Source organism: Allobosea sp., assembly GCF_030695125.1.
Taxonomy (GTDB): domain Bacteria; phylum Pseudomonadota; class Alphaproteobacteria; order Rhizobiales; family Beijerinckiaceae; genus Allobosea.
The window spans coordinates 30,193-53,548 of sequence record NZ_JAUYTP010000085.1 but is presented as its reverse complement, the minus strand read 5'-3'; the positions used below and the strand labels follow the sequence as shown (position 1 = coordinate 53,548).

24 protein-coding genes and 1 riboswitch are annotated in these 23,356 nt (G+C 69.2%); of the genes, 9 read left to right on the top strand and 15 right to left on the bottom strand.

Translation table 11 applies throughout. From position 1 onward, the window contains the following. Positions 1-35: 35 nt before the first annotated feature. Genes minE through minC form a run of 3 tightly spaced genes read right to left on the bottom strand, consistent with a single transcriptional unit; the run spans position 36 to position 1,893 of the window. Positions 36-299: a cell division topological specificity factor MinE gene (gene minE / locus Q8S38_RS24430; RefSeq protein WP_305682917.1), complete on the bottom strand. Its 264-nt coding sequence runs from the start codon at positions 297-299 to the stop codon at positions 36-38. After that, complete coding sequence (gene minD, locus Q8S38_RS24425) at positions 296-1,111, bottom strand: septum site-determining protein MinD (RefSeq protein ID WP_305682916.1); 816 nt, start codon at positions 1,109-1,111, stop codon at positions 296-298. Before minD ends, minE begins: the two co-directional genes overlap by 4 nt. A 32-nt stretch (positions 1,112-1,143) precedes the next feature. Further along, positions 1,144-1,893, bottom strand: a complete 750-nt coding sequence (minC, locus tag Q8S38_RS24420) for a septum site-determining protein MinC (protein WP_305682915.1) — start codon at positions 1,891-1,893, stop codon at positions 1,144-1,146. Between the two features lie 205 nt (positions 1,894-2,098). On the opposite strand from minC, the gene Q8S38_RS24415 reads away from it, so the two are divergent. After that, complete coding sequence (locus Q8S38_RS24415; protein ID WP_305682914.1) at positions 2,099-2,338, top strand: hypothetical protein; 240 nt, start codon at positions 2,099-2,101, stop codon at positions 2,336-2,338. A 192-nt stretch (positions 2,339-2,530) separates the two neighbouring features. Beyond that, the gene (locus Q8S38_RS24410; RefSeq protein ID WP_305682913.1) at positions 2,531-3,529 is read left to right on the top strand and encodes an NAD(P)H-quinone oxidoreductase; all 999 of its coding nucleotides are present in this window, start codon (positions 2,531-2,533) and stop codon (positions 3,527-3,529) included. A 41-nt stretch (positions 3,530-3,570) separates the two neighbouring features. On the opposite strand, the gene Q8S38_RS24405 is transcribed toward Q8S38_RS24410, so the two are convergent. From Q8S38_RS24405 to Q8S38_RS24395, 3 genes are all read right to left on the bottom strand, one after another. Beyond that, positions 3,571-4,266, bottom strand: a complete 696-nt coding sequence (locus Q8S38_RS24405) for an alpha/beta hydrolase family protein (protein ID WP_305682912.1) — start codon at positions 4,264-4,266, stop codon at positions 3,571-3,573. A 124-nt stretch (positions 4,267-4,390) separates the two neighbouring features. Further along, complete coding sequence (locus Q8S38_RS24400; RefSeq protein WP_305682911.1) at positions 4,391-5,476, bottom strand: alpha/beta hydrolase; 1,086 nt, start codon at positions 5,474-5,476, stop codon at positions 4,391-4,393. 352 nt (positions 5,477-5,828) lie between these two features. After that, entirely contained in the window at positions 5,829-6,068 is a 240-nt protein-coding gene (locus Q8S38_RS24395; RefSeq protein ID WP_305682910.1) for a hypothetical protein, read from the bottom strand. 129 nt (positions 6,069-6,197) lie between these two features. On the opposite strand from Q8S38_RS24395, the gene Q8S38_RS24390 reads away from it, so the two are divergent. Both Q8S38_RS24390 and Q8S38_RS24385 read left to right on the top strand, forming a co-directional pair. Further along, on the top strand, positions 6,198-7,457 hold the full coding sequence (locus tag Q8S38_RS24390) for an MFS transporter (protein WP_305682909.1): 1,260 nt from the start codon (positions 6,198-6,200) through the stop codon (positions 7,455-7,457). 28 nt (positions 7,458-7,485) lie between these two features. Then, positions 7,486-7,707: a hypothetical protein gene (locus Q8S38_RS24385; protein ID WP_305682908.1), complete on the top strand. Its 222-nt coding sequence runs from the start codon at positions 7,486-7,488 to the stop codon at positions 7,705-7,707. Here the strand turns inward: Q8S38_RS24385 and Q8S38_RS24380 are convergent. The 6 genes from Q8S38_RS24380 to Q8S38_RS24355 all read right to left on the bottom strand — a co-directional run bounded on the left by Q8S38_RS24380 (position 7,689) and on the right by Q8S38_RS24355 (position 15,052). Beyond that, on the bottom strand, positions 7,689-9,200 hold the full coding sequence (locus Q8S38_RS24380) for an ABC transporter ATP-binding protein (RefSeq protein WP_305682907.1): 1,512 nt from the start codon (positions 9,198-9,200) through the stop codon (positions 7,689-7,691). The two genes, Q8S38_RS24385 and Q8S38_RS24380, sit on opposite strands and share 19 nt — an antisense overlap. Further along, on the bottom strand, positions 9,200-10,036 hold the full coding sequence (locus tag Q8S38_RS24375) for an ABC transporter permease (RefSeq protein WP_305682906.1): 837 nt from the start codon (positions 10,034-10,036) through the stop codon (positions 9,200-9,202). The genes Q8S38_RS24380 and Q8S38_RS24375 overlap by 1 nt, the downstream gene beginning before the upstream one ends. Continuing rightward, the gene (locus Q8S38_RS24370; protein ID WP_305682905.1) at positions 10,033-11,025 is read right to left on the bottom strand and encodes an ABC transporter permease; all 993 of its coding nucleotides are present in this window, start codon (positions 11,023-11,025) and stop codon (positions 10,033-10,035) included. The genes Q8S38_RS24375 and Q8S38_RS24370 overlap by 4 nt, the downstream gene beginning before the upstream one ends. Beyond that, positions 11,022-12,575, bottom strand: coding sequence for an ABC transporter substrate-binding protein (locus Q8S38_RS24365; protein WP_305682904.1), 1,554 nt, complete (start codon positions 12,573-12,575; stop codon positions 11,022-11,024). Before Q8S38_RS24365 ends, Q8S38_RS24370 begins: the two co-directional genes overlap by 4 nt. After that, entirely contained in the window at positions 12,572-13,417 is an 846-nt protein-coding gene (locus Q8S38_RS24360; protein ID WP_305682903.1) for a class I SAM-dependent methyltransferase, read from the bottom strand. The genes Q8S38_RS24365 and Q8S38_RS24360 overlap by 4 nt, the downstream gene beginning before the upstream one ends. Before the next feature lie 127 nt (positions 13,418-13,544). Next, positions 13,545-13,740: riboswitch (cobalamin riboswitch) on the bottom strand. A gap of 85 nt (positions 13,741-13,825) precedes the next feature. Continuing rightward, positions 13,826-15,052, bottom strand: coding sequence for a GTP-binding protein (locus Q8S38_RS24355; RefSeq protein ID WP_305682902.1), 1,227 nt, complete (start codon positions 15,050-15,052; stop codon positions 13,826-13,828). Positions 15,053-15,197: 145 nt separating this feature from the next. On the opposite strand from Q8S38_RS24355, the gene Q8S38_RS24350 reads away from it, so the two are divergent. From Q8S38_RS24350 to Q8S38_RS24330, 5 genes are all read left to right on the top strand, one after another. After that, complete coding sequence (locus Q8S38_RS24350; RefSeq protein WP_305682901.1) at positions 15,198-15,596, top strand: DUF2946 family protein; 399 nt, start codon at positions 15,198-15,200, stop codon at positions 15,594-15,596. A gap of 262 nt (positions 15,597-15,858) precedes the next feature. Next, entirely contained in the window at positions 15,859-16,332 is a 474-nt protein-coding gene (locus Q8S38_RS24345; RefSeq protein WP_305682900.1) for a copper chaperone PCu(A)C, read from the top strand. Between the two features lie 46 nt (positions 16,333-16,378). Continuing rightward, complete coding sequence (locus tag Q8S38_RS24340; RefSeq protein ID WP_305682899.1) at positions 16,379-17,494, top strand: ABC transporter substrate-binding protein; 1,116 nt, start codon at positions 16,379-16,381, stop codon at positions 17,492-17,494. Then, positions 17,491-18,531 (top strand): FecCD family ABC transporter permease, encoded by a 1,041-nt coding sequence (locus Q8S38_RS24335; protein ID WP_305682898.1) that lies wholly within the window; start codon positions 17,491-17,493, stop codon positions 18,529-18,531. Before Q8S38_RS24340 ends, Q8S38_RS24335 begins: the two co-directional genes overlap by 4 nt. After that, complete coding sequence (locus tag Q8S38_RS24330; protein WP_305682897.1) at positions 18,528-19,274, top strand: ABC transporter ATP-binding protein; 747 nt, start codon at positions 18,528-18,530, stop codon at positions 19,272-19,274. The genes Q8S38_RS24335 and Q8S38_RS24330 overlap by 4 nt, the downstream gene beginning before the upstream one ends. Before the next feature lie 85 nt (positions 19,275-19,359). Here Q8S38_RS24330 and paoC read toward each other — a convergent pair whose 3' ends face one another. Genes paoC through paoA form a run of 3 tightly spaced genes read right to left on the bottom strand, consistent with a single transcriptional unit; the run spans position 19,360 to position 23,169 of the window. Then, a complete protein-coding gene (paoC, locus tag Q8S38_RS24325) occupies positions 19,360-21,567 on the bottom strand; it encodes an aldehyde oxidoreductase molybdenum-binding subunit PaoC (protein ID WP_305682896.1) in 2,208 nt (735 codons plus the stop codon). 4 nt (positions 21,568-21,571) lie between these two features. Next, positions 21,572-22,522 carry an FAD binding domain-containing protein gene (locus tag Q8S38_RS24320; RefSeq protein WP_305682895.1) on the bottom strand — a complete coding sequence of 317 codons (951 nt, stop codon included), beginning with the start codon at positions 22,520-22,522 and terminating at the stop codon, positions 21,572-21,574. Further along, a complete protein-coding gene (gene paoA, locus Q8S38_RS24315) occupies positions 22,519-23,169 on the bottom strand; it encodes an aldehyde dehydrogenase iron-sulfur subunit PaoA (RefSeq protein WP_305682894.1) in 651 nt (216 codons plus the stop codon). Before paoA ends, Q8S38_RS24320 begins: the two co-directional genes overlap by 4 nt. Positions 23,170-23,356 lie beyond the last annotated feature (187 nt).

Sequence of the window (23,356 nt, the reverse complement as noted above, 5' to 3'; positions counted from 1 at the left end):
GGGATCGGGCGGGGATGCCTGGCCGGACCGCCGCCTCAGGCGGCCTTCCGGGTGAGTTCGAAGGGGATCTCGATATCGACGGCCAGCGTCGAGACCTGGGCGCCGCGCTCCATCTTGACGCTGACCTTGTCGGAATCGATCTGCATGTGCTTCGAGATCGCACGCAGGATCTCGTCGCGCAGCTTCGTTACCAGGTCGGAATCGCCGACGGCAGCGCGCTCATGCGCCAGCAGGACCTTGAGGCGCTCGCGGGCGGCGGGGGCCGATTGGGCGCGCGAAAAGAAACGACGGAAGTTCATGCCGCTTTCCTTCCGAAGATCTTGCCGAAGAAGCCGCGCTTCTCGCCCGGGATCATGATCGGCAGGTTTTCGCCCTTGAGACGGCGGGCGGCGTCGCAATAGGCGATCGAGGGCGCGCTGCGGTCGTCAGCCAGCGTCACCGGGCAACCCAGATTGGAGGCGCGCAGAACGTCCATGCTCTCGGGGATGATGCCGAGCAGCGGGATCGACAGGATCTCGAGCACATCGTCGACCTTGAGCATGTCGCCGCGTTCGGCGCGGACAGGGTCGTAGCGCGTCAGGAGAAGATGCTTCTCCATGTGCTCGCCGTTCTCGGCCCTGAGCGTCTTGGAATCGAGCAGGCCGATGATGCGGTCGGAATCGCGCACCGAGGAGACCTCCGGGTTGGTCACCACGATGGCGATGTCGGCATGGCGCATGGCCAGCGTCGCGCCGCGCTCGATGCCGGCGGGGCTGTCGCAGATGACCCAGTCGAACACGCTCTTAAGCGCGGCGATGACCTTCTCGACGCCCTCGGAGGTGAGGTTGTCCTTGTCGCGGGTCTGCGAGGCGGGCAGCAGGTAGAGCGTCTCGACGCGTTTGTCGCGGATCAGCGCCTGGGTCAGCTTGGCTTCGCCCTGGATGACGTTGACGAGGTCGTAGACCACCCGTCGCTCGGCGCCCATCACCAGGTCGAGATTGCGCAGCCCGACGTCGAAATCCACCACCACCACCTTGTCGCCGCCCTTCGCGAGCGCTGCCCCCAGCGCGGCGGACGACGTCGTCTTGCCGACGCCGCCCTTGCCCGAGGTGACCACGATGACCTTGCCCATAAACGTCTCCCGATTGTCCCGATGTCGCGTGGTCAGGCGATCGACCCGACCTTGAATGTTTCGCCTTCGAGCCAGATCTGCACGGCCTTGCCGCGCAGCTCCGGCTCCATGTCCTCGGCGGTCTTGTAGAAGCCGTCGATCGCCAGCAGCTCGGCCTCGAGCCGGCTACAGAAGATGCGGGCGGAGGCATTGCCCATGGTGCCAGCGAGCGCGCGACCGCGCAGCGTGCCGTAGACATGGATCGAGCCGCCCGCGACGATCTCGGCGCCCGAGGCCACCGAGCCGACGATGGTGACGTCGCCCTCGGGGAAGAAGAGCGACTGGCCCGAGCGCACCGGCTGGGTGACGATGATCGAGGGTGTCGGCTTGGCCGGCCCGGGATCGGAGCGCACGATGCTTTCCGCGGCGATCGCCATGGCCGACACCGGCTCCGGCGCCGGGTCGGCGACGGGGGCCTCGACATCGGCGGCCGAGCGCCCGCCCGACATCGCCGGCGGCAGATCGGCCCCCAGCATCGAGGCGCGGGCGCCTTCGATGCCCATGATCCGGACACCGCGGGCGCAGAGCTTGTCGACGAGATCGCGCAGCTCCGAACGGTCGAGATCGAGCCCCTCGATGTCGAGCACCACGGGCCGCCGCAGGAAGAAGCCAGCGGACAAGGCCGCCAGTTCGTCGAGCCGCACCAGCCAGTCCTCGACGGGGAGTTCCGGCGTCAGCGTCAGCGCAAGATAGGATCGCCCCTTGAGGCGGATGGGCCTGGGTTTGGTTAACACGGCGGTCATCTTGGTAAATTTTCGGTGTCTTCGGTGTATCGAGACAATGGTTAACGGCGGGTAAATAAGGCCATCGCCTCGGCGGCTTCGCGGCCCCGGCAGCCCGACGCCAGCGACCCGCCGCTCGCCGTCACCGCCAGTCGATTGACACGGCATCGAAGCCGGAAATGTGCGATCGTTGCGTCGAGGCAGAGCGCCTCATGGAGCCTGCACCATGGATATCATCGTCACGCCGAGCGGTCCGACCTCCTGGACCCTGGTCGACCTGCTCGGACGCACCATCGGCGTCGTGGAACTCTCGGCCCCCGACGATTACCGGATCATCCCCGGCGAACGCGTCGCAGACAGCATGCGCTCGATGAAGCAGGGGCCCTTCGCGACGCTCGACGCCGCCCTGTCCCAGATCGAGGTCTTCACCCGCTCGACCTGCCGGCTCGCCCCGACCGGCGAATAGGCCCTGTCGAAGGCCGAGGCCGAATCAGGTCGCCGATCTGCCGGCGATGATGTCGAAGGCGCGTGCTGCTCCGGACGATGGCCTGTCCTGGACCAGGCGCATGCTCACCGCTCTTGAACGCAGGCGGGGCGAGCGCCACAACAGCGGATCAAGCCCGCTGACACAACGCCCGTTGAGGGAGAAACGACCGACATGGCCTTGCCGCAGATGATGAAGCAGGTGCGCTTTTCAGGCCCCGGTGGCCCGGAGGTGATCGAGATCGAGACCGCGCCAGTGCCGCAGCCTGGCCCGGGGCAGGTTCTGATCGCGGTGGCGGCGGCCGGGATCAACCGGCCCGACTGCCTGCAGCGCGCCGGCGGCTATCCGCCGCCGCCCGGCGCGACCAAGGTGCCGGGGCTCGAGGTGTCGGGCTTGATCGTCGCCGTGGGCGACGGCGTCGCGGAAGCCCGCATCGGCGAGGCGGTCTGCGCACTGCTGATCAGCGGCGGCTATGCGCAATACGCGGTCGCCGAGGAGGCACTCTGCCTGCCCGTGCCCAAGCCGCTCTCGCTGCTGGAGGCCGGCGGCCTGCCCGAGACCTATTTCACCGTCTACGACAACGTCTTCACGCGCGGGCGCCTCAAGAAGGGCGAGACGATCCTGATCCATGGCGGGTCGAGCGGCATCGGCTCGACCGCGATCCAGCTCGCAAAGAACGCCGGCGCGACCGTCTATGCGACGGCGGGCTCGGCGGAGAAATGCGAGTTCTGCCGCGCGCTCGGCGCCGACGAGGCGATCGACTACCGCGCCCAGGATTTCGGCGCCGAGGTCAAGCGCCTGACCGAGGGCCGGGGCGTCGACGTCATCCTCGACATGGTCGGCGGACCCTACATCCAGCGCAACATTGCCGCCTTGGCGGTGGAGGGGCGGCTGGTGCAGATTGCCTTCCTGCAGGGCAGCAAGGCCGAACTCGACCTGACGCCGGTGATGATCCGAAGGCTGACCCTCACCGGCTCGACGCTGCGGCCGCGCTCGGTCGCGCTCAAGGCCGAGATCGCCACGCATCTGCGCCGCGATGTCTGGCCGCTGCTGGAGGCCGGGACCGTGCGGCCGATCATCCACGCGACCTTCCCGCTGGAGCAGGCCCGACAGGCGCATGAGCTGATGGAATCGAGCGCCCATCTCGGCAAGATCATGCTCGATCTCGCCTGATCGTCGATCAATCGGGCCCCGATCGCAGGATCGCGGCCCTTTCACGCCCCGAGATGGCGGCGCAGGAAGGCGACGCTGCGCGTCGCAGCGTCCACCTGCGTGGCGTGGCTGAAGCCATGGCCCTCGCCGGGATAGATCTGCGTCTCGACGGGTACGCCGCGCGCTCGGAGCAGGGTTTCAATCTGCGCGGCGTTTCTGACGGGCACGACGCGGTCGGCGTCGCCGTGAAGGATCAACGTCGGCGCCTGCGGCCGGCCTTCGTCGAGATCGCCCGGGCGAAAGCCGAAATAGCTGATCACGGCCTTGATGCGCCGGTCGCGCGCGGCCAGCGACAGAGCGAGCGCGCCGCCCAGTGAGATGCCGACCAGCGCCAGCCGCGAGGCATCGATCGTCGGGTCCTCCAAAACCTGGTCGATCACCGTGCCGATGCCGCCGCGCCAGACCGGATAATTGCTGCCGATCTCGCTGTAGGAGGCGCGACGATCCCCCGTCACCTCGAAGTAATGCGGGAACAGCACGGTGTAGCCCTGGGCCGCCAGAATCTGCGCGGCGAACTGGTACTGGGCGCGCCGGGTCACGCCGTCGGCGCCGTGCAGAAGCACGACGAGGGGCCGCCGTCCGGTGCCCGCGCCCTGGACACGATCGATCGTGACGGCCGAGCGGGCGTCGGCGGCGGGCGGGTTCGCGGCGAGCATGGCTCCGGTCATTCCCAGCAGGGCGGTACGGCGATCAAACATCATGGCTCCTGAGCAGATTGGCCGGATGGCAACGCGGCGCATGGGCCGGGCCGGTGGTTCACGCGGGAGCGGATCGACCAGATGGCCGATCCGCTCTGTCAATTCGACCGAGGTCGCGACCGCATCACTTGCGCGCGTCGAAGCCCTGCTTGATCCGGGTGACGGCGAAGTTCTGGGCCTCGGCCGCCTTGGCGACCACGGCATCCATGCCGAAGAACTCATGCGTCACGCCGGTGTAGAGCTGATGCGTGGTGTCGACGCCGGCCTCCTTCAGCTTGGCGACGAGCACGTCGCCATCCGACTTGAGCGGGTCGATCTCGGCATTGATCACCGTCGTCGGCGGCAGGCCCTTGAGATCCGCAGCCACGAGATTGAGCCGCGGATCCTGCGCGTCGGCCTCGGACTTGGTGGCGTGCTTCACGAACCAGGCCATCATCGGGGTGTTCAGCGGCTTGGCGGCGGCCTGCTCCTTCTTGGAGGGCGTATCGAGGCTTGTCGTCGCGACCGGATAGATGGAGACGATGGCCACCGGCTTGGTCAGGTTCTGATCGCGTGCGGCGATGGCTGTGTTGATCGCCAGGTTGCCGCCGGCACTCTCGCCGACCAGGGCGATCCGGTTGGCGTCGTAGCCCCAGCCCTGCGCGTTCTTCAGCACGTATTTGTAGGCCTCGATCGCCTCGTCATGGGCGGCCGGGAACTTGTTCTCCGGGCCCATCGGATAGTCGACCGACACTACGGCCGCTCCGGTCTTCCGGGCCAGCGCCGCGGGCGTGGCGTCGTAGACGTCGAGATCGGCGATCACCCAGCCGCCGCCGCGGAAGAACATGATGATCGGCAGGTTGGAGTCCTTGGTCGCGCTTTCCGGCACGTACCAGCGCAGCTTCAGATTGCCCATATCGGCGAAGCGGCTGTTGGAGACCTTGAGGCCCTCATGCGGCTTCACGTCGAGCTTCCTGTCCTTGATGATCTTCATCACGGCGTCGGTCGGCGTCGGCTGCTTGCGGGCCTCGCCCGGCTCGAGAGTTTCGATCGGCTTGCCACCCAGGCCCGCCAGAACTGCTAGCACCTCCGCCATGTCGGCATCGGGCTTGGCCGCCGTCATCGTCGCCGGGACGGCAGCCGGCGGCGGGGTCTCGGCCAAGACAGGGATCATGGCGCTCGTCGCGAGCAGGGCGGCAAGCGACACAGTCTTCAATGTGGTGGAAAGCATGGAATGGGAATCCTTGGTGGGCGTGCTGCCCCAACGGCTGGAGTCACCGCCTGTTCCCGGCCCGGCATCGATGATGGACACGTTTGCGTGGCCTGTTCGGGCCGAGCTTGCACATCGCAGAGCGCCTGAAGCTGCGCGCGATCGCGCTTGGCGCGGCCCTCGCGGCGAAGCCGCTGTGATCCGTCCGCCCGTCGCGATGGCAAGCGGGCGTCAGCCGTGCTGATATGGCCGCGACGCACAAGGAGCCGGTCTGACTCGCCCTCCGGGCGAGCCGCGCTGGCAGCGAGACCCTCGAGGCCCTCGAGGCTTGAAAGAGACTAGGGATGATATCAACGCGACCGCCCCGATGCCCTCAGCGGCCCTCGTTTTCGAAGGTCGCGATGGCGGCGGCCGCCAGATCGCCGACCGTCTGCGATCCATCCGCCATCAGCCGCACCACGATGCCGCCGAGCTTGGCCTTGGCGGCGGTGTCATCATCGGGCAGGCGCCCCTCGCCAGCGAGCTTCGCCCAGGCGCGCGCCTGCACCGCCTCGGCAATCAGGAGTTCCTTGGAGTTCAGCACTCCGGGAAAGCGGAAATCGGTCGTCTGCATAGGCCAGGCCTCGTTCGGTGGCCCCGGCAGATATGACCTCGTGCCGCCGGCGCAAGGCTTGGCGGCGAAGGCGCAGCCGCGATCCCCGATCGGCCGGCTCCTGCGCTCGGCTGCATGCGGCCGCCTGCGATGAGCGGCTCCGCCCCGTCGGGGGCGCCTGCCCCGGCCGCAACGGGATCGGTCGCGGCGCTCGGTGCGATCGTGACGGGCGCCTTGCTGCTGCAGGTCGCCGGCACGATCGTGAACACGGTCGTGCCGCTGCGCATGGCGATCGCCGGTCAGCCGCCGCTGCTGATCGGCCTCGTCGCCTCCGCCTATTCGCTCGGCTTCCTGATCGGCTGCTTCACGATTCCGTCGCTCGTGCGCCGGATCGGCCATATCCGCGGCTTTGCGGTTTTCGCGGCGTTGCAGGCAACCGCGACGCTGAGCTTCCCCCTGATCCCCGAACCCTGGTGGAGCGCCTCGCGCCTGCTGATGGGGCTGGCGGCGGCCGGCCACGGCATCTGCATCGAGAGCTGGATCAGCGGCCAGGCCAGCGGCGCGCGGCGCGGCCGCATCTTCGGCGCCTACCAGATTCTCAACCGCGTCGCGATGATCGGCTCGCAGCTCGGCGTCGGCTATCTCGCGATCCAGTCCCACGACGTCTTCCTGTTCGCCAGCATGGTGTTTTCGCTGGCGCTGATCCCCGTCGCGCTGACCCGGGCGCGCGGCCCCGAATCGAGCGATGTCGTCGCGGTGGGGCTGCGCACGCTCTGGCGCCAGGCGCCGGCCGCCGTGGTCGGCTGCCTCTATGTCGGGCTGGTCAGCGGGCCGCTGACCAATGTCGTGCCGGCCTATGGCATCCTGTCGGGGCTCGACCAGCGGACGACCATCCTGCTCACGGCGGGCATCCAGATGGGGGCGCTGCTGATGCAGTGGCCGATGAGCCTGCTCGCCGACCGGGTCGCCAGCCGCCCGATCATGCTCGGCGCGGTCAGCCTCGTCGCCGTCACCGCCGCCGTGCTGCTGCTGGTGCCGCCAGGCGGCGCAGCCCAGGGGAGCCTCTGGCTGTTTGGCCTGTTTGCGCTGATCGGCGGCTGCGCCATCCCGCTCTACACGGTCGCGGTGACGCATGCCTATCTGCGGATCGGGCGGGAGGAGGCGGTCGGCCTCTCCGCGCAACTGCTGTTTCTCTGGGGCGTGGGATCGGCGCTGGGGCCGGTGGCTGCCACCGCCCTGATGCAACTCATCGGCCCGCCCGGCATGCTCGTCTATCTGATGGGGCTGTCGCTGCTGGTCGCAATCTACATCACCTTGCGGATATCGCAGAAGCCCTCGCCGATCCTGCGCGACGGCGAGCGAGCCTCGACCGGGCCCAGCATCCCCGACTTCGAGATCACCAAGCGCTAGCCGGCGCCGGAAGCCCAGGAGCCGCCCCATGACGTCCACACCCTATTTCGACGGCGCGCTCGTCGATGTCACCGACACCACCGCGCCGCTCAACCTCGAGTTCGGCCGGTCGAGCGACTGGCAGGACGAGAACCTGATCTATCTCATCGTCGACGACCAGGCGCTGATCGTCGACGATGCGACCGGGCGGGCGCTCTACAAGGCGATGATGAAGCTCGGCGCCTATCTCGGCTACGACGAGGCCTCCTGAAGGCCGCGCGCATAGCCGGGCAAGATCGTGGCGCCCTCGCCCGCGCCGATGTCGAGCACCTCGTCGGCGGTCGCCGCCAGCAGCGCCCGGTCATGGCTGATCAGGACGAGGCCGAGGCTCTCGCTGGCGACGATCTCCGCCAGCAGCGCGATGGCTTCGCGCTGGACCAGCGGGTCGAGGCGCGAGGTCGGCTCGTCGGCGACGATCAGCGCCGGCTTCAGCAGCAGGATGCGCGCCAGCGCCAGGCGCTGGGCCTCTCCGCCCGAGACCTCGCCGGGGCGCCGCGCGAGCAGCTTGCGGTCGAGCCTCAGCCGCTCCAGCAGCGGCGGCAGCGCGTCATCGAGTACGAGACCCGGTACGACCTCGGCGAGATCGGCAAACTGGCGCGCGAAGCTGCGTCCCGGCAGGAAGACGCTCGCCGGATCCTGGTGAAGCTTCTGGTAGCGCTGACGCAGGCGGCGCGCGCCGGCGCGATCGCGATAGGGGTCGACGCCCTGCCAATTCACGGCTCCGGCCGACGGGGGCTGCAGGCCGAGCAGGATGTTGCCGAGCGTGGTCTTGCCGCAGCCGCTGCGCCCGGTGAGGCCGAGAATGCCGCCGGGCGGGATATGGACGTCGACACCGGAAAACAGCGGCTCCGCGCGGCTGAAGCCGAAGGACAGCCCATGCGCGGAGAGCACCGGCGCCTCGAGGTCGCAGCAACGCAGGCAGGGCCGCCAGGTCGAGGGGTCGGCGGCGAGCCAGGCGCGCGTATAGGGATGGTCGGGGGCCGCGAAGACGGTGTCCGCCGGGCCCTGCTCGACGATGCGCCCGTCGCGGAGCACCGCCAGCTGACCGCCGAGCGCGCGCGCCAGCGCCACGTCATGCGTGATCACGAGCAGCGCGCGCCCGGCGCCGCCGAGCGAGGCCAGCAGCGCGGCGGATTGGGCGACGCGCGCGGCATCGAGCCCCTTGGTCGGCTCGTCGGCGACGACCAGCGGCGCGCGGCCGACCAGCGCGGAGGCGACGAGGACACGCTGGGCCATGCCACCGGAGAGCTCGGCCGGAAAGGCGCGCGAGACGCGCGGCGGCAGATCGACTGCGGCCAGCGCCTCCTGCGTCGTCAGCCCGTGGCCGGCCTCGCCGTGCCACGCCGTGCCGTCGCGCGCCCCGGCATCCCAGAGCTGCGGCGCAATCCGCATCGTCGGGTCGAGGGCGGCGCGGGGCTCCTGCGGCAACAGCAGCGTCTCGCGCGACCAGAGCAGCCGCAGCAGCCCGGCCTGGCTGGCCTCGACCGGTGCATGCCCGTTGATGGCGATGCTGCCGCTGGCGGAGAAGCCGGCCGGCAGGAGGCCCATCACGGCCTGGGCGATCAGGCTCTTGCCGCTGCCGGTCTCGCCGATCAGGAGCAGCACGGAGCCGGCCTCGAGCGTCAGGTCGACATCGCAGACCAGAGCGGTGCCGCTCCGGTCCCGGATCGTCAGTCCCGAAAGGGCCAGTGCGGGCGCGGTCATCACATCTCCTCCGGCAGAGCGGGTGGCTCGGCGAGGGCCTGGCCGAGCAGCGTGGCCCCGAGCACGGCGAGGAAGATCGCCAGGCAGGGCGCCGCCATCTGGACGGGAGCCTCCGCCAGATAGGGCAGGAGTTCGCTGATCATCGCGCCCCATTCGGGTGTCGGCGGCTGCAGGCCCAGCCCGAGGAAGCCGAGCGAAGAGATCGACATGATCGCCGCGCCGAGCCCCAGCGTCGCCAGCGTCACCGTCTGGCGGAGCACCGGCGGCAGGACATGGCGGCGCAGGATGGTCAGCGCGGGGAAGCCGGCGAGGCGCGCCGCCTCGACATGGGGCTGCGCCAGCTCGCCGATGGCGATGGCGCGGGCCATCCGCGCGAATTGCGGCCAGAGCGCGAGCTTGATGCCGATCAGCATGGGCAGGACGCCGCCGCCGAGGAAGCCGGAGATCAGCAGCGCCAGCAGGAGGCCGGGGAAGGCGAGCATCAGGTCGGCCAGGCGCATGATTGCAATGTCGGCGACGCGGCCGGCATAGGCCGCCACGAGCCCGAGCGCGACTCCGACCCCGGTGGCGAAGCCGACGCAGGAGACGGCGATGCCGAGCGAGCGCACGCCGCCATGGACGAGGCGGGCGGCAATGTCGCGGCCGAGATGGTCGGTGCCCAACCAGTGCTGCGCGCTCGGCCCCTCCAGCGTGCGGACGAGGTCCTGCGCGGCCGGGTCATGCGGGATGACGAGCGGGCCGATCACGACCAGCGCCGCGAGGCCGCCGAGCAGCAGCAGAGGGGCGACGAGCGGTCGGCGGATGCGGGCGGGCGGATGCGTCAGGGCGAGCGTCATGCGCCGCGCCCCGCGAGACGGCGCGGATCGAGCCCGATGCAGGCGAGATCGGCGAGGAGATTGACCGCCGCATACATCAGCCCGACGACCATGCCCGCCCCCATGATCATCGGCACGTCGCGCGCCAGCAGCGACTTGACGAGCAGATCGCCGAGGCCCGGATAGTTGAACAGCGTCTCGACCACGACGAAGCCGTCGACGACATAGGCGAACTGCAGGGCGGCGAAGGTCGCCACGGGGATCGCCGCATTGCGCACGCCATGATGCAGGAAGGCGGAGCCGGCGCTGCGGCCGCGGATGCGCGCAAACGTCATGTAGAAGGCGCCGCGGACCTCGACCACCGCATTGCGGATGATCCGCACCGAGAAGGCGGCCAGCCCCAGCGCCAGCGTCAGCGCCGGCAGCACCATATGCGCGCCGGTGCGGAACCCCGCCGGCGGCAGCCAGCGCAGGGTGAGCGCGAAGAGCGAGATCAGGCCGATGCCGACGAGGAAGCTCGGCATCGAGGCGAGCGCCACCGCCAGCGCATTGGTGCCACGGTCGAGCCAGCCGCCGGGCCTGAAACCGCAGGCGATGCCGAGCGGCAGGGCGATGGCATAGGAGAGCAGCCAGCCCAGCGCGCCGAGACCGAGCGTGAAGCGGCCATGCTCGGCCAGTTCCTGCCAGACGGGCTGGCGCGACACCAGCGAGTGACCGAGATCGCCCTGGGCGAGCCGGCCGATCCAGCTCGCATATTGCGCCAGGACAGGCCGATCCAAGCCCTCCTGCTCGCGCACTCGCGCGACAGACTCCGCCGTGACCCGGTCGTCGCCGCTGCGGGCGGCGGCGATGCGCAGGGCCGCATCCCCCGGCAGCGCCTGGACGAAGGCGAAGCAGAGGCTGGCGAGGACGAGCGCCGTCAGCACCGCCTGCACCAGACGTGAGGCGACGATGCGCAGGACGGTGCCCGCCGCACCGCCGGGCCAGAACGAAGACCGGGCTGCACTCACGACGCGATCGTGACCCTGTCGAGGAAGTAGCGCTGCTCGAGCGGGTCCGTGACGAAGCCGGAAACCCGCGGATGAACGGCGACGATCTGGTCGTACCAGGTCACGGGGATGATCGGCAGCTCCTCATGGATGATGCCGGCGATGGCGCGCCTTGCCGTGGCGCGGCGCCTGTCGTCCGCCTCGGCGAGATAGCGCGCCACCTCCTGCCTCAACCCATCATGGCGCCAGCCGGTGGTGCCCGTCGAGCCGGGCGCGATGCTGTCGGCGGCATAGTCCAGCGCGATGGTACCGATCGGGTCGGGCACGATGACGAGATTGCGCGAGCTGAGACCCAGTTCGAGCGAGCCGTCCTTCTGCGCCTCAAAGATCGCCTGCGCCTCGCCGACGCTGATGGCGAGATCGAAGCCGATCGCGCGCAGCTGCGCCTGCATCGCGGTGGCGATCACCGGCAGCTCAGGCCGGTTGGCGAAGGTGCGGACGGTGCCGGCAAAGCGCACGCCACCCTTGGCGCGGATGCCGTCGGCGCCGCGCGGCCAGCCGGCAGCGTCGAGCAGGGCGTTGGCGGCCGTGACATCCTGGCGGAGCGGGGCGAGGTCGGCGAAGTGCCACTCGGCCAGCGTCGGCGGCAGGTACTGCGTCGCCGCCAGCGCCTTGTTGCGCATAATGCCCGCCGCGATGCCCTCGCGATCGAGTGCCATGCTGAGCGCCCGGCGCACCGGAGCTTCCGCGAATTGCGGCTTGGCGCAGTTCAGCATCAGGATGTGGGTGCGGGGAATGATCACGCGCTCGATCGTCATGCCGGCCGATCCCGCGCGGCCGACGCCCTGCGCCGCCAGGTTGAAGACGATGTCGGCATCCTTGGCGACGGCGATGTTGGTGCGGGTGTCGCCATTGCCGACCGCGTCGTAGCGAACGGCGGCGACGCGCGCCTTCTCGCCCCAATAGGCTTCGTGCCGGACCAGCGCCAGGCTGCGGGGCAGCTCGGCCGCGCCGATCTTGAACGGTCCCGTGCCGATGATGGCCCGCACGCGGCCCTCGCCGTCGAAGGCGCCGGGCGCCAGCAGCGCGGCCGAGTTGTCGACGAGATAGGACAGGAGCGGGCCGAACGGCTTCTCGAGCTTCAGCACGAGGTCCTGACCATCTGCATGGACGGCGGCGATGCCGGCACGCTTCAGATAGAGCGATTGCGGCAGCAGCCGGTCGAAGGACGCCTTGGCTGTCGCGGCATCGAGCCGCGTGCCGTCATGGAACACGGCGTCGCGCAGCCGGAAGCGCCATTGCAGCCCGTCGTCGCTGACGCTCCAGGACTGGGCCAGGCCCGGCGCGATGCGCCCGTCCGGCAGCGAGGCGACGAGTGTTTCCGTGATGCCGGCGCGGGTGAAGGTGAAGCCGGATTCGCCGAGCTGGAGGGTCTTGACCTCCCAGGGCTGGGCGATGCGCAGCTCGGCCGGACCCGCAGCCTGGGCGAGGGTCGGGCGCGCGGCGAGCGCGGCCGCGCCGGCGAGCGCCCCCGACAGGAGGGCGCGACGGTCGAGGGGCGTGGACATCATGGGGAGGCTCCGGGGGTGTTGGCGGCGAGCGTCGGCTTGCGGGCCGAGAGGATGAAGGTGTCGTCATAGGTCGCCAGCAGCCGCAGCCGCTCGCTCCAGGAGGCGGAGGCGAATTGGCGGCGCCTGATTCCGGTCAAGGGGCCGGTGCGGATGGCGACGAAGCCGGCAGCCGACGCCATGGTGGCGAGGGCGGGCGCCTTGAGCCCGTTGCGGAAGAAGACGCCGCGCATGATGCGCCGATGCGCCGCCTCGTCCCAGAGATGCGGCGCGGCCGTCAGCCGGTCGACCCATCCCGACAGGCGTTGCAGCAGCCTCGCCCGCCGCGAGCGGTTGACCCAGTCGCCATCGACGACGACCAGCGCGCCGCCGGGCTTCAGCACGCGCAGCCAGTCCGCCAGGGCGGCCTGCGGATCGACCAGCGTCCAGACGAGGTTGCGGCAGATCACCAGATCGTAGAGGGCGTCGGGCATCATCGTGTTCTCGGCATCGCCGAGATGAAAGCGCACGGCGGAGCCACGATGTTTCGTCTTCGCGCGCTCGATCATCGGCTCGCAGAGATCGATGGCATCGACGCTGCAGCCGAAGCCTAACAACAGGCGCGTGACCTCGCCCGTGCCGGAGGCAAGCTCGAGCACACGGTCGCCGGGGCCGATCGGGGCATGGTGCGCGATCAGTCTCGACCAGGCGTCGAACTCGCCGGTGGAGCGGATCCTGTGGCCGTAGGAGAGATCGAAGGTCTCGGCGCGCTTGGACCAATAGGTCCGGATCTCGTCCTTCAGGCCGAAATTCGAGCTCGAATGGGCCGCGTCCTGCCCGGCGTCTAGGGTTGTTTCCTGCAGCATCCGTCACCGGGCTCCCGCGAGCGGGGAGCGGTCGGTGCTGTGGCGCCGTTGCGTTCCGGACGCGCGAAAAGCCCGCGCGGGAGAGCGACCGTCATCAGAGCTCCTTCCGGGGCACCCCGCCCGGTTGATTGGCTTCACGACGTCGGCAGGTCTCCTGGCTCGCGGGTCGATGCTTCGTTCGGCCTTCCCGGGCGAGCCCAGTGGCATGATCGAACGTCGCTCGCCGCTGACAGTTGCGGGGGCAGCTCCGGATTTGCGCCCTGACGGGCCCGCACCGGATTCCCTTTTGATCCCTCTCGGGAACCGACGCGGCGAAAAGAGCATGCCGGATGCTGCGCCGCAAGACAGAATGTCGCAGGCCATCGCGGGCGCGGCGCGGCGCCCGGCCTTTCCGAGATCGCGCATGTCTCAGGCCGCCTGCCGGTCCCAGGCGGGGAAGGGATCCTCGAGCGTGAGCAGGCCCTGCGTCATGCCGGTCGCCGGGCTGCCGGTGAGGCAGGAATCGAGCAGGGCGCGAATGACCGCCTCGTCCATCGCCTGCGTGCCGATGAAGACCAGTTCCTGGCGCCGGTCGCCCCAGGTCTGCGACCAGTGCTTGCGCATCAGCGAGGCGAACTCCTCCGAGCGCGGCCAGCGTTCCTTGGGCACCGCGGCCCACCAGCTGCCCATGCCCTCGGTGCGGGTGATGCGACCGGCCAGCGAGTACTCGCCGACCCAGCGCGGCCGGGTCGCCAGCCAGAAATGGCCCTTGGCGCGGATCACGCCGGGCAGGCGCTGCTCCAGCAGATCGTAGAGCTTGCGCGGGTGGAAAGGGCGGCGCGCCCGGTAGACGAAGGAGCGGATGCCGTATTCCTCGGTCTCGGGGACATGGTCCTTGAAGCCGAAAAGCTCCTTGTGCCAGAGCGGATGTTCCTGCGAGCGCTCCTCGCTGTAGAGCTTCGTGTCGAGCACCGCAGACAGCGGCACACGGCCGAATTCGGCCTCGACGATGCGCGCATCGCCGTTCAATCCGCGCACGACCTGGCGCACCTTCTCGCGCTGTTCGGGCGTCGCCTCGCCGATCTTGTTGATGACGACGACATCGGCGAACTCGATCTGCTCGACCAGGAGATCGACCAGCGTGCGGCCATCGCCCTCGCCCGCCGTCTCGCCGCGATCGGCCAGGAAGTCGCGGCTGTCGTAATCGGCGAGCAGGTTGAGCGCATCGACGACCGTGACCATGGTGTCGAGCCGCGCGACATCGTCGAGCGACTGGTCGTTCTCGTCGCGGAAGGAGAAGGTCGCGGCGATCGGCAGCGGCTCGGCGATGCCGGTGCCCTCGATCAGCAGGTAGTCGAAGCGCTTCTCGGCGGCGAGCCGGCGCACCTCGGTGAGCAGATCGTCGCGCAGCGTGCAGCAGATGCAGCCATTGCTCATCTCGACGAGCTTCTCCTGCGTCTGCGACAGGCCCGCCCCACCCTCGCGCACGAGGTCGGCGTCGATGTTGACCTCGCTCATGTCGTTGACGATCACCGCGACGCGCTTGCCCTCGCGGTTGTTGAGGATGTGGTTCAGCAGCGTCGTCTTGCCGGCACCGAGAAAGCCGGACAGCACGGTCACGGGCAGGCGGCGGTCGATGAAGAGGGCGTCGGTCATGGCGGGCAGTCCCAGGGGAGAGAGTCCATTTTGTTACAGTATAACATTACTTGGTTGTCAACAGGGCCCGGTGGACAAGCCGCCGCAGCGCCCCCCTTTGACAGGCCTCGTCCCGGTGCTAGGAAGCGAGCCGGGAGACACGTCCTTGTCCGCATTCCGCAAAAACGCAGCATCTCGCCGTTGGGTCGCGATCATCGCGGCCTATCTGCTCGTGCTGCAGGCGGTCTTCACGGGGCTGTCCTCGGGGGCCCATGCCGCGAGCATGAGCCTCGACCGGTCGCTGGCCCTGGCACTCTGCGCGCCGGGCGAGATGCCGGCGCCCTCGGCGTCCGACCAGGGCACGGCCCAGCATGACCGGACGAGCTGCTGCGTGATCGGCTGCGCCCTGTCGGGCGGTGGCCTGGCCACACCCGCCGCGAGCTTCGTGCCCGTCGTTCACCGCCCCGTCGATCTCATCGCCTTCGCGCGCCATCTCGACGCGCCGCAGGGCTATGTCGCCGGCCGTTCGCCGGCCAATCCGCGCGCGCCCCCCGCTCTCGTCTAAACCAGAGCCGGGCTGCGCCAACGCTCCTTGCGACGATGGCGACAGGCTCGCGACGGGTCTTTCGCTCTGCGATCCCGGCAAAGACCTTGCCGGCGTCCCTGCTGACGAGACCGCTCCGTCTGCCCGCTCGTCCTTGATCGCCTCGCGATCCCTCTGCCGCACGCCCTGAGCCCGTTCTGTCCGTCGCCGCGCGCAATCCGACCGCGACGGCCGCCCGGCTCACGATTCCACCCGACGTCGTCAACCCCTCGAGGATCCTGCCATGAACAAGCCCCTGCACTATCTCGCCGCCGCGATGCTGACGCTCACCAGCGTGGTGGCGCTCGCGCATGACTACACGCTCGGCTCGCTCAAGATCGACCATCCCTGGACGCGCGCGACGCCGGCCGGCGCCAAGGTCGCCGGCGGCTATCTGACGATCCAGAACAGCGGCAGCGCGCCCGACCGGCTGATCGGCGGCGCCTCCGACATCGCCGGCCGCATCGAGATCCACGAGATGGCGGTGAAGGACGGCATCATGACGATGCGCCCGCTGGATACCGGGCTCGAGATCAAGCCGGGCGCCAAGGCCGAGCTGAAGCCCGGCGGCTATCACATCATGTTCATGGATTTGAAGCGCCCCCTCAAGGAGGGCGAGGCGGTCAAGGGGACGCTGCAATTCGAGAAGGCCGGCACGGTCGCGGTCGAATTCGCCGTCCAGGGCGTCGGCGCGCGCGAGCCCGCCCACAAGCACTGAGCCCTCGCCCGCAACGACGACCCCTTCAATCCAACGGAACCCCAAGATGCATTTCTCATTCAAATCCCTCCTGGCCGGCGCGGCGCTGCTGGCCTCCTCGCTTGCGGCGCTCGCCGCGCCCACCGAGATCACCGACGCGCTCGGCCGCAAGGTCACGGTCGATCTGCCGGTGAAGCGTGTCGCGGTGAACTTCAATTTCGAGGAGTTCACCGCGGTCGCCGGCGTCGAAGGTTGGCAGAAAGTCGTCGGCATCTCGCGCGCGCCCTGGGAAGGCTGGCGGCCGGTGATCTTCAACCGCTACAAGGCGGTGATCCCCAACCTCGCCGCCATGCCCGATATCGGCCATAGCGACGACAACACCTTCAGCGCCGAGAAGGTCATCGGGCTGAAGCCCGACGTGCTGCTGATGTCGGAATGGGGCTACAAGTCCCTGGCCACGCAGATGCAGCAGATCGAGGGCGCCGGCATCCCCGTCGTCATCATCGACTACAACGCCCAGTTGCTCGAGCGCCATCTCGCCTCGACGCGCGCACTCGGCAAGGTGATGGGGACGGAAGCCCGGGCCGAAGGTCTCGCGAGCCTCTACGAGCGCGAGTACAACGACGTGCTCGCCCGCGTCGCGAAGGCCAAGGCGGCCGGCGCCCCGACGAAGAAAGTCTATGTCGAACTCGGCCAGGCCGGGGCGGAGACGATCGGCAACACCTACAACAACACGATGTGGGGCAAGATCATCACCACGCTCGGGGCGGAGAACATCGCCACCGGCAAGATCCCCGGGCCCTGGGGACCGCTCAATGCGGAGGCCGTCATCGCCGAGAACCCGGACCTGATCCTGATGGCGTCGTCCTCCTGGGTGAACCGGCCCAAGGCGGTGCGCACCGGCTACGACATCCCGGAAACGGAGACCCGCGCCAGCCTGATGCCCTATGCGCAGCGCGCCGGCTGGGCCGAGCTGAAGGCGATCAAGGCCGGCGACATCAACGCCATCGAGCATGGGCTCGCCCGCACGCTCTACGACTTCGTGGCGATGCAATACATCGCCAAGCGGCTCTATCCGGAGGCCTTCGCGGATGTCGACCCGGTCGCATCGTTCCGGGCCTATCACAAGGCCTTCCTGCCGATCGCCTTCAGCGGCACCTGGATGCTGCCGCTCAAGCCATGAGCGCGATCTCCCTCACCGCGACCTATGCCGCGATGGGCGCGCGCCGCGTCGCGGTGCTCGCCATCGGCTCCGTCGCCATCCTCGTCAGCCTCGTGCTCGACGTCGCGACGGGGCCGGCCTTCCTGCCGGTCGCGGCGGTGGCGAAATCGGTGTTCGGGCTGGCGCAGGACCGCACGGTCGATGCCATCGTCTGGTCGATCCGGCTGCCGATCGCCTTCGTGGCGCTCGTCGTCGGGGCGGCGCTGGGATTGTCCGGCGCCATCATGCAAACGATCCTGAACAACCCGCTGGCGTCGAGCTATACGCTCGGCGTCTCGGCCGGGGCCGGCTTCGGGGCGGCGCTCGTCATCGTGCTCGGCGTCGCCATGCCGGTGCCCGAGGCCTGGGGCATCCCGCTGATGGCGTTCCTCTTCGCAGCAATCGCCTGCGCGGGTGTCTACGGCATCGGCCAGGCGCGGGAATCCTCGCCCGAGATGCTGGTGCTGGCCGGGATCGCGCTGCTCTTCCTGTTCCAGGCGCTGCTGGCGCTCTTGCAGTTCGTCGCCTCGCCCGAGGCGCTGCAGCAGATCGTGTTCTGGCTGTTCGGCTCGCTGCAGAAGGCGAGTTGGAGCAAGCTCTGGATCATCACGGCGGTGCTCGTCGCCTGCATCCCCGTTCTCGTCGCCGATGTCTGGCGGCTCACCGCGCTGAAGCTCGGCGACGAGCGGGCGCGGGGCCTGGGCGTCGATGTCCGGCAGCTGCGGCTGCGCTCCTTCGTGCTGATCTCGGCGCTGACAGGGGTGGCAGTCGCCTTCGTCGGGACGATCGGGTTTGTCGGGCTGGTGGCGCCGCATATCGCGCGGATGCTGGTTGGCGAGGATCAGCGCAGCTTCCTGCCGGCCTCGGCGCTCTATGGCGCGCTGCTGCTCTCGCTCGCCTCGATCGCCAGCAAGACCGTCCTGCCCGGCGCCATCGTGCCGATCGGCATCGTCACCTCGCTGATCGGCGTGCCCTTCTTCGTCTGGCTGATCCTGCGCAACCGGAGGGCCTTCTGGTGAAGCTGACCGTCGAAGGATTGAGCGTCCGCTACGGCGCCACGCAGGCGATCGAGGCAGTGGACCTCACCGCCCATCCCGGCGAGGTTCTCGCCGTGATCGGCCCCAACGGTTCGGGCAAGTCCTCGCTGGTCAAGGCCATCGCCGGGCTGGTGAAGCATGAGGGCGTGGTCAGCTTCGACGGCTCGCCCATGCGGCCGGAGCGGATCGGCTACATGCCGCAGGACATCGGCGCGCGCGCCGCGCTGACCGTGCTCGAAGCGGTGCTGCTTGGGCGTCTCGGGCGGCTGGGCCTGCGGGTGCGCCCGGAGGATCTCGCCGCGGTCGAGGCGGTGCTGGGCGAACTCGACCTGATGCCGCTGGCCTCGCGCTATCTCGGCGAGCTCAGCGGCGGCCAGCGCCAGCTCGTCTTCCTGGCACAGGCGCTGGCGTCGGAGCCTGCGCTGCTCCTGCTCGACGAGCCGATCAGCGCGCTCGACATCCGCCACCAACTCGACGTGCTGGCGATCGTCCTGCGCATGACCCGGGCACGGTCGCTGACCACGCTCGTCATCCTGCACGACCTCAACATCGCGGCGCGCTTTGCCGACGCGGTCATGGTGATGCGCCAGGGCCGTGTCGTGTGCTGCGGCCAACCGGGTGCCGTCATCGACGAGCGCATGGTTGCGGCCGTCTTCGGGGTCGAGGCGGCGCTGTCCTCGGCGCCCGACGGGCGCCTGATCGTGACGCCGCTGCGGGCGTTGTGACAGGGCGAGGGCGCATCGCGACCGCCCTCGCCTCCCGCCATCACCGCAGGAACGGACGCTCCGACGACGGCCGGAGCGTCAGCCTTCAGGCCACCGCGGGCAGCCTGTCGATCAGCTTGTCGAGCGTGATCGGGTAGTCGCGCATGCGGATGCCCGTCGCGTTGTAGATCGCGTTGGCGATGGCAGCACCCACGCCGCAAATGCCGAGCTCGCCGACGCCCTTGGCCTTCATCGGCGAGGACATCGGATCGGTTTCGTCGAGGAAGACGACCTCCTGATGGGGGATGTCGGCATGAACCGGCACCTCGTAGCCGGCGAGATCGTGGTTGACGAAGAAGCCGCGTCGCTTGTCGACGACGAGATGCTCCATCAGGGCCGCGCCGGCGCCCATCGTCATCGCGCCGATGACCTGGCTGCGGGCCGATTTCGGATTGAGGATGCGGCCCGCCGAGCAGACCGCCAGCATGCGCCGCAGGCGGACCTCGCCCGTGGCGGCATCGACGCCGACTTCGACGAAATGCCCGCCGAAGGTTGCCTGCGAGTACGTCTTGTCGAGATCGCCGAACTCGATGGTGTCCTCGACCGTGATCGCGCCGTCGCCGACGGCCTGGGTCAGCGGGACGGCGCGGTTGCCGGCCTTGACCGCCCCATCCTCGAACACCGCGTCGGCAGAGTTGAAGCCGAGCTTCTGCACCACCGCCTCGCGCAGCTTGACGCAGGCCGCGTAGACGCCCGACGTCGCCGAATTGGCGCCCCATTGCCCGCCCGACCCGGCCGAGGCGGGGAATGTCGAATCGCCCAGCTCGACCTTCACCTTGTCGATGGGCAGCCCCATCATCTCGGCGGCGGTCTGCGCCATGATGGTGTAGCTGCCGGTGCCGATATCGGTCATGTCCGAGAAGACGGTGACGACGCCGTCCGTCCCGAGCGTGACGCGGGCACCCGATTTCATCACCAGATTGCCACGGAACGCGGCAGCCACGCCCATGCCGACGAGCCATTTGCCGTCGCGCGTGGTTCCAGGCTTGACCGAGCGCTTGTCCCAGCCAAAGCGCTCGGCGCCCTGACGCAGACATTCGACGAGATGCCGCTGCGAAAACGCCACCTTGGGCTTCTCGGGATCGACCTGCGTGTCGTTGAGGATACGGAACGCGACGGGATCGAGCTTCAGCTTCTCGGCCATCTCGTCCATGGCGATTTCCAACGCCATCAGGCCCGGCGCTTCACCGGGCGCGCGCATCGCATTGCCTTCCGGCAGATCGAGCACCGCGAGCTTCAGCGAGGTCATCCGGTTGGCGCCGGCATAGAGCAGCTTCGTCTGCTGGGTCGCGAGTTCCGGCTGGCCCTCTTTCAGGTCGCCCGACCAGCTCTCATGGCCGATGGCGGTGATCTTACCGTCGGCCGTGGCGCCGATGCGGATGCGCTGGATCGTGGCGGGGCGATGGGTGGTGTTGTTGAAGATCAGCGGCCGCTGCAAGGCGACCTTCACCGGCCGCCGCGCCGCGCGGGCGCCGAGCGCCGCCAGCACCGCATCGCTGCGGAGAAACAACTTGCCGCCGAAGCCGCCGCCGATGAACGGCGAGACCAGCCGGACGTTCTCCTTGGGGATGCGCAGCGTCTTGGCGAGATCGCCGACGGTCCAGGCGATCATCTGGTTGGACGTCCACAGCGTCAGCTTGTCGCTCTCCCAATGGGCGACCGAGGCGTGCGGCTCCATCATCGCGTGGGATTGGTCGGGCGTCGAATAGCTCTGGTCGAGCGTCACCGCCGCTGCGGCCAGCGCCTTGTCGAAATCGCCGACCGCGGTCTGCGTCGGGCTTTCGTCCTCGGACGGCGCGTCGGGCGCCCCGTCCTTGGCGGCTCCGAGATCGAAGGCGCCCTTGGTCTCGGCATAGCGCACCACGACCAGTTGTGCCGCCGCGCGGGCCTGCTCGAAAGTCTCCGCGACGACCAGCGCCACGGCCTGGTGATAATGCTCGATCTCCGGCCCGCCCAGCAGCTTCGCGGTGTTGTAGTCGCCCTTGTCGAGCTTGCCCGCGGTCTCGGCGGTGACGATCGTCAGAACCCCGGGTGCCTGGCGGGCGGCCGCGAGGTCCATCGCGACGATGCGGCCCTTGGCGATGGCGGCGCCGACGACATGGCCATAGGCCTGGTTGGGCGCGACGTCGTGTTGCTCATAGGCGTAGCGCGCCGTGCCGGTGACCTTGAGCGGCCCGTCGATCCGGTCCAGCGGCTGGCCGACGACCTTCAGCCGATCGATCGGGTTCGTGGTGGCGGGTGTGTCGAACTTCATGGCGTCAGGCCCTCGCTTCGGCAAGCACGGCGGCGAGCGTGCGCTCGACCAGCGGGAGCTTGAATGCGTTGTCTTTGGTGGTGCGGGCGTTCGCCAGCAGAGCGTCGGTCACGGGCTTGGCACCGTCGCGCAGGCGCGCCTCGGCGGATTCGATGCGCCAGGGCTTGTGGGCGACGCCGCCGACCGTGACGCGACCCGACCCATCGGGCTGGACGATCGCGGCGACGGAGACCAGCGCGAAGGCATAGGAGGCGCGGTCACGTACCTTGCGGTAGATCTGCTTGCCGCCAACGGGCTGGGGCAGCGTCACGGCCGTGATCAACTCGCCGGTCGTTAGCGTCGTCTCGAGATGCGGCGTGTCGCCGGGGGCGCGGTAGAATTCGGCGATCGGGATGGCGCGCGTCGCGCCATCGGGCTTCACGGTCTCGACCTTCGCATCGAGCACGCGCATCGCCACGGCCATGTCGCCGGGATAGGTCGCGATGCAGGCCTCGCTGGCGCCGACGACAGCCAGCGAGCGGCTGTAGCCGTCGAGCGCAGCACAGCCGCTGCCGGGCCGGCGCTTGTTGCAGGGCTGGTTGGTGTCGTAGAAATAGGGGCAGCGGGTGCGCTGCAGCAGATTGCCCGCAGTCGTCGCCTTGTTGCGCAGCTGACCCGAGGCGCCGGCGAGCAGCGCCCGCGACAGCACGCCGTAATCGCGCCGGACACGGGCATCGGCCGCGAGATCGGTGTTGCGGACCAGCGCCCCGATGCGCAGCCCGCCCTCCGGCGTCGGCGCGATGGTGTCGAGGGACAGGTCGTTGACGTCGATCAGATGGCGCGGCGTCTCGATCTCGAGCTTCATCAGGTCGAGCAGATTGGTGCCGCCGGCGATGAAGCGCGCGCCCGGGTTGCGGGCGGCGCCCGCAGCGGCTTCGGTCGGCGTGGTGGCGCGTTCGTAGGTGAAGGATTTCATGCCTTCCTCCCTGAGACTTCGGTGATGGCGTCGACGATGTTGGGGTAGGCGCCGCAGCGGCAGATGTTCCCGCTCATGCGCTCCCGGATCTCGGCCTCGGTGCCCTCCGGCGCCGCGTTGAGATCGGCGCTGACATGGCTGGGGACGCCGGCCTTGATCTCGTCCAGCACGACGACCGCCGAACAGATCTGGCCCGGCGTGCAATAGCCGCACTGGTAGCCGTCATGCTTGACGAAGGCCGCCTGCATCGGGTGCAGATTGTCGGGGGTGCCCAGACCCTCGATGGTGGTGACCGTGTTGCCCTCATGCATGACGGCGAGCGTCAGGCAGGAATTGACGCGCCGGCCATCGACGATGACCGTGCAGGCGCCGCACTGGCCATGATCGCAGCCCTTCTTGGTTCCCGTCAGATGCAGGTGCTCGCGCAAGGCGTCGAGCAATGTCGTGCGCGCGTCGAGGCTGAGTTCGCGCCTGGCGCCGTTGACCTCGAAGGAAACGCGCGAGATCACGGGGGCCAGATCGTTGGACGCCGGCGTGCCGGGTGTCTGGGCCGCCAGCCGCGAGCCCGACGATGTGGTGGCCATCGCGGCGGCTGTGCCGATCAGCATGTCGCGGCGTGTCGCCGCCATGTCGCTGGGAAATTGCATGAGTTCTCCGAGGATGGGGGCGCTCGCTGCGACGGCGCGACGACCCGCGCCGCTTGAGGACGCTGTCGCCACATGCCGCGCTGCGCGGATGACTGGCCCCTCAACCACTCAGAGTTTGGAAACGTTCCAGCCCGATGCGCGATTGCCGTGATGACGCTCGCTCACGATCGCGGCACCTGCGCGCAAG

Excerpts from the sequence above, each read along its gene's own strand:
- Q8S38_RS24415 (WP_305682914.1), top strand. The coding sequence starts at position 2,099 with ATGGATATCATCGTCACGCCGAGCGGTCCGACCTCCTGGACCCTGGTC.
- Q8S38_RS24355 (WP_305682902.1), bottom strand. The coding sequence starts at position 15,052 with ATGACCGACGCCCTCTTCATCGACCGCCGCCTGCCCGTGACCGTGCTG.
- minE (WP_305682917.1), bottom strand. The coding sequence starts at position 299 with ATGAACTTCCGTCGTTTCTTTTCGCGCGCCCAATCGGCCCCCGCCGCC.
- Q8S38_RS24390 (WP_305682909.1), top strand. The coding sequence starts at position 6,198 with ATGAGCGGCTCCGCCCCGTCGGGGGCGCCTGCCCCGGCCGCAACGGGA.
- Q8S38_RS24320 (WP_305682895.1), bottom strand. The coding sequence starts at position 22,522 with ATGAAATCCTTCACCTACGAACGCGCCACCACGCCGACCGAAGCCGCT.
- Q8S38_RS24365 (WP_305682904.1), bottom strand. The coding sequence starts at position 12,575 with ATGATGTCCACGCCCCTCGACCGTCGCGCCCTCCTGTCGGGGGCGCTC.
- Q8S38_RS24375 (WP_305682906.1), bottom strand. The coding sequence starts at position 10,036 with ATGACGCTCGCCCTGACGCATCCGCCCGCCCGCATCCGCCGACCGCTC.
- paoC (WP_305682896.1), bottom strand. The coding sequence starts at position 21,567 with ATGAAGTTCGACACACCCGCCACCACGAACCCGATCGATCGGCTGAAG.
- Q8S38_RS24395 (WP_305682910.1), bottom strand. The coding sequence starts at position 6,068 with ATGCAGACGACCGATTTCCGCTTTCCCGGAGTGCTGAACTCCAAGGAA.
- Q8S38_RS24340 (WP_305682899.1), top strand. The coding sequence starts at position 16,379 with ATGCATTTCTCATTCAAATCCCTCCTGGCCGGCGCGGCGCTGCTGGCC.
- paoA (WP_305682894.1), bottom strand. The coding sequence starts at position 23,169 with ATGCAATTTCCCAGCGACATGGCGGCGACACGCCGCGACATGCTGATC.
- Q8S38_RS24335 (WP_305682898.1), top strand. The coding sequence starts at position 17,491 with ATGAGCGCGATCTCCCTCACCGCGACCTATGCCGCGATGGGCGCGCGC.
- Q8S38_RS24345 (WP_305682900.1), top strand. The coding sequence starts at position 15,859 with ATGAACAAGCCCCTGCACTATCTCGCCGCCGCGATGCTGACGCTCACC.
- Q8S38_RS24360 (WP_305682903.1), bottom strand. The coding sequence starts at position 13,417 with ATGCTGCAGGAAACAACCCTAGACGCCGGGCAGGACGCGGCCCATTCG.
- Q8S38_RS24410 (WP_305682913.1), top strand. The coding sequence starts at position 2,531 with ATGGCCTTGCCGCAGATGATGAAGCAGGTGCGCTTTTCAGGCCCCGGT.
- Q8S38_RS24385 (WP_305682908.1), top strand. The coding sequence starts at position 7,486 with ATGACGTCCACACCCTATTTCGACGGCGCGCTCGTCGATGTCACCGAC.
- Q8S38_RS24405 (WP_305682912.1), bottom strand. The coding sequence starts at position 4,266 with ATGTTTGATCGCCGTACCGCCCTGCTGGGAATGACCGGAGCCATGCTC.
- Q8S38_RS24400 (WP_305682911.1), bottom strand. The coding sequence starts at position 5,476 with ATGCTTTCCACCACATTGAAGACTGTGTCGCTTGCCGCCCTGCTCGCG.
- minC (WP_305682915.1), bottom strand. The coding sequence starts at position 1,893 with ATGACCGCCGTGTTAACCAAACCCAGGCCCATCCGCCTCAAGGGGCGA.
- Q8S38_RS24380 (WP_305682907.1), bottom strand. The coding sequence starts at position 9,200 with ATGACCGCGCCCGCACTGGCCCTTTCGGGACTGACGATCCGGGACCGG.
- minD (WP_305682916.1), bottom strand. The coding sequence starts at position 1,111 with ATGGGCAAGGTCATCGTGGTCACCTCGGGCAAGGGCGGCGTCGGCAAG.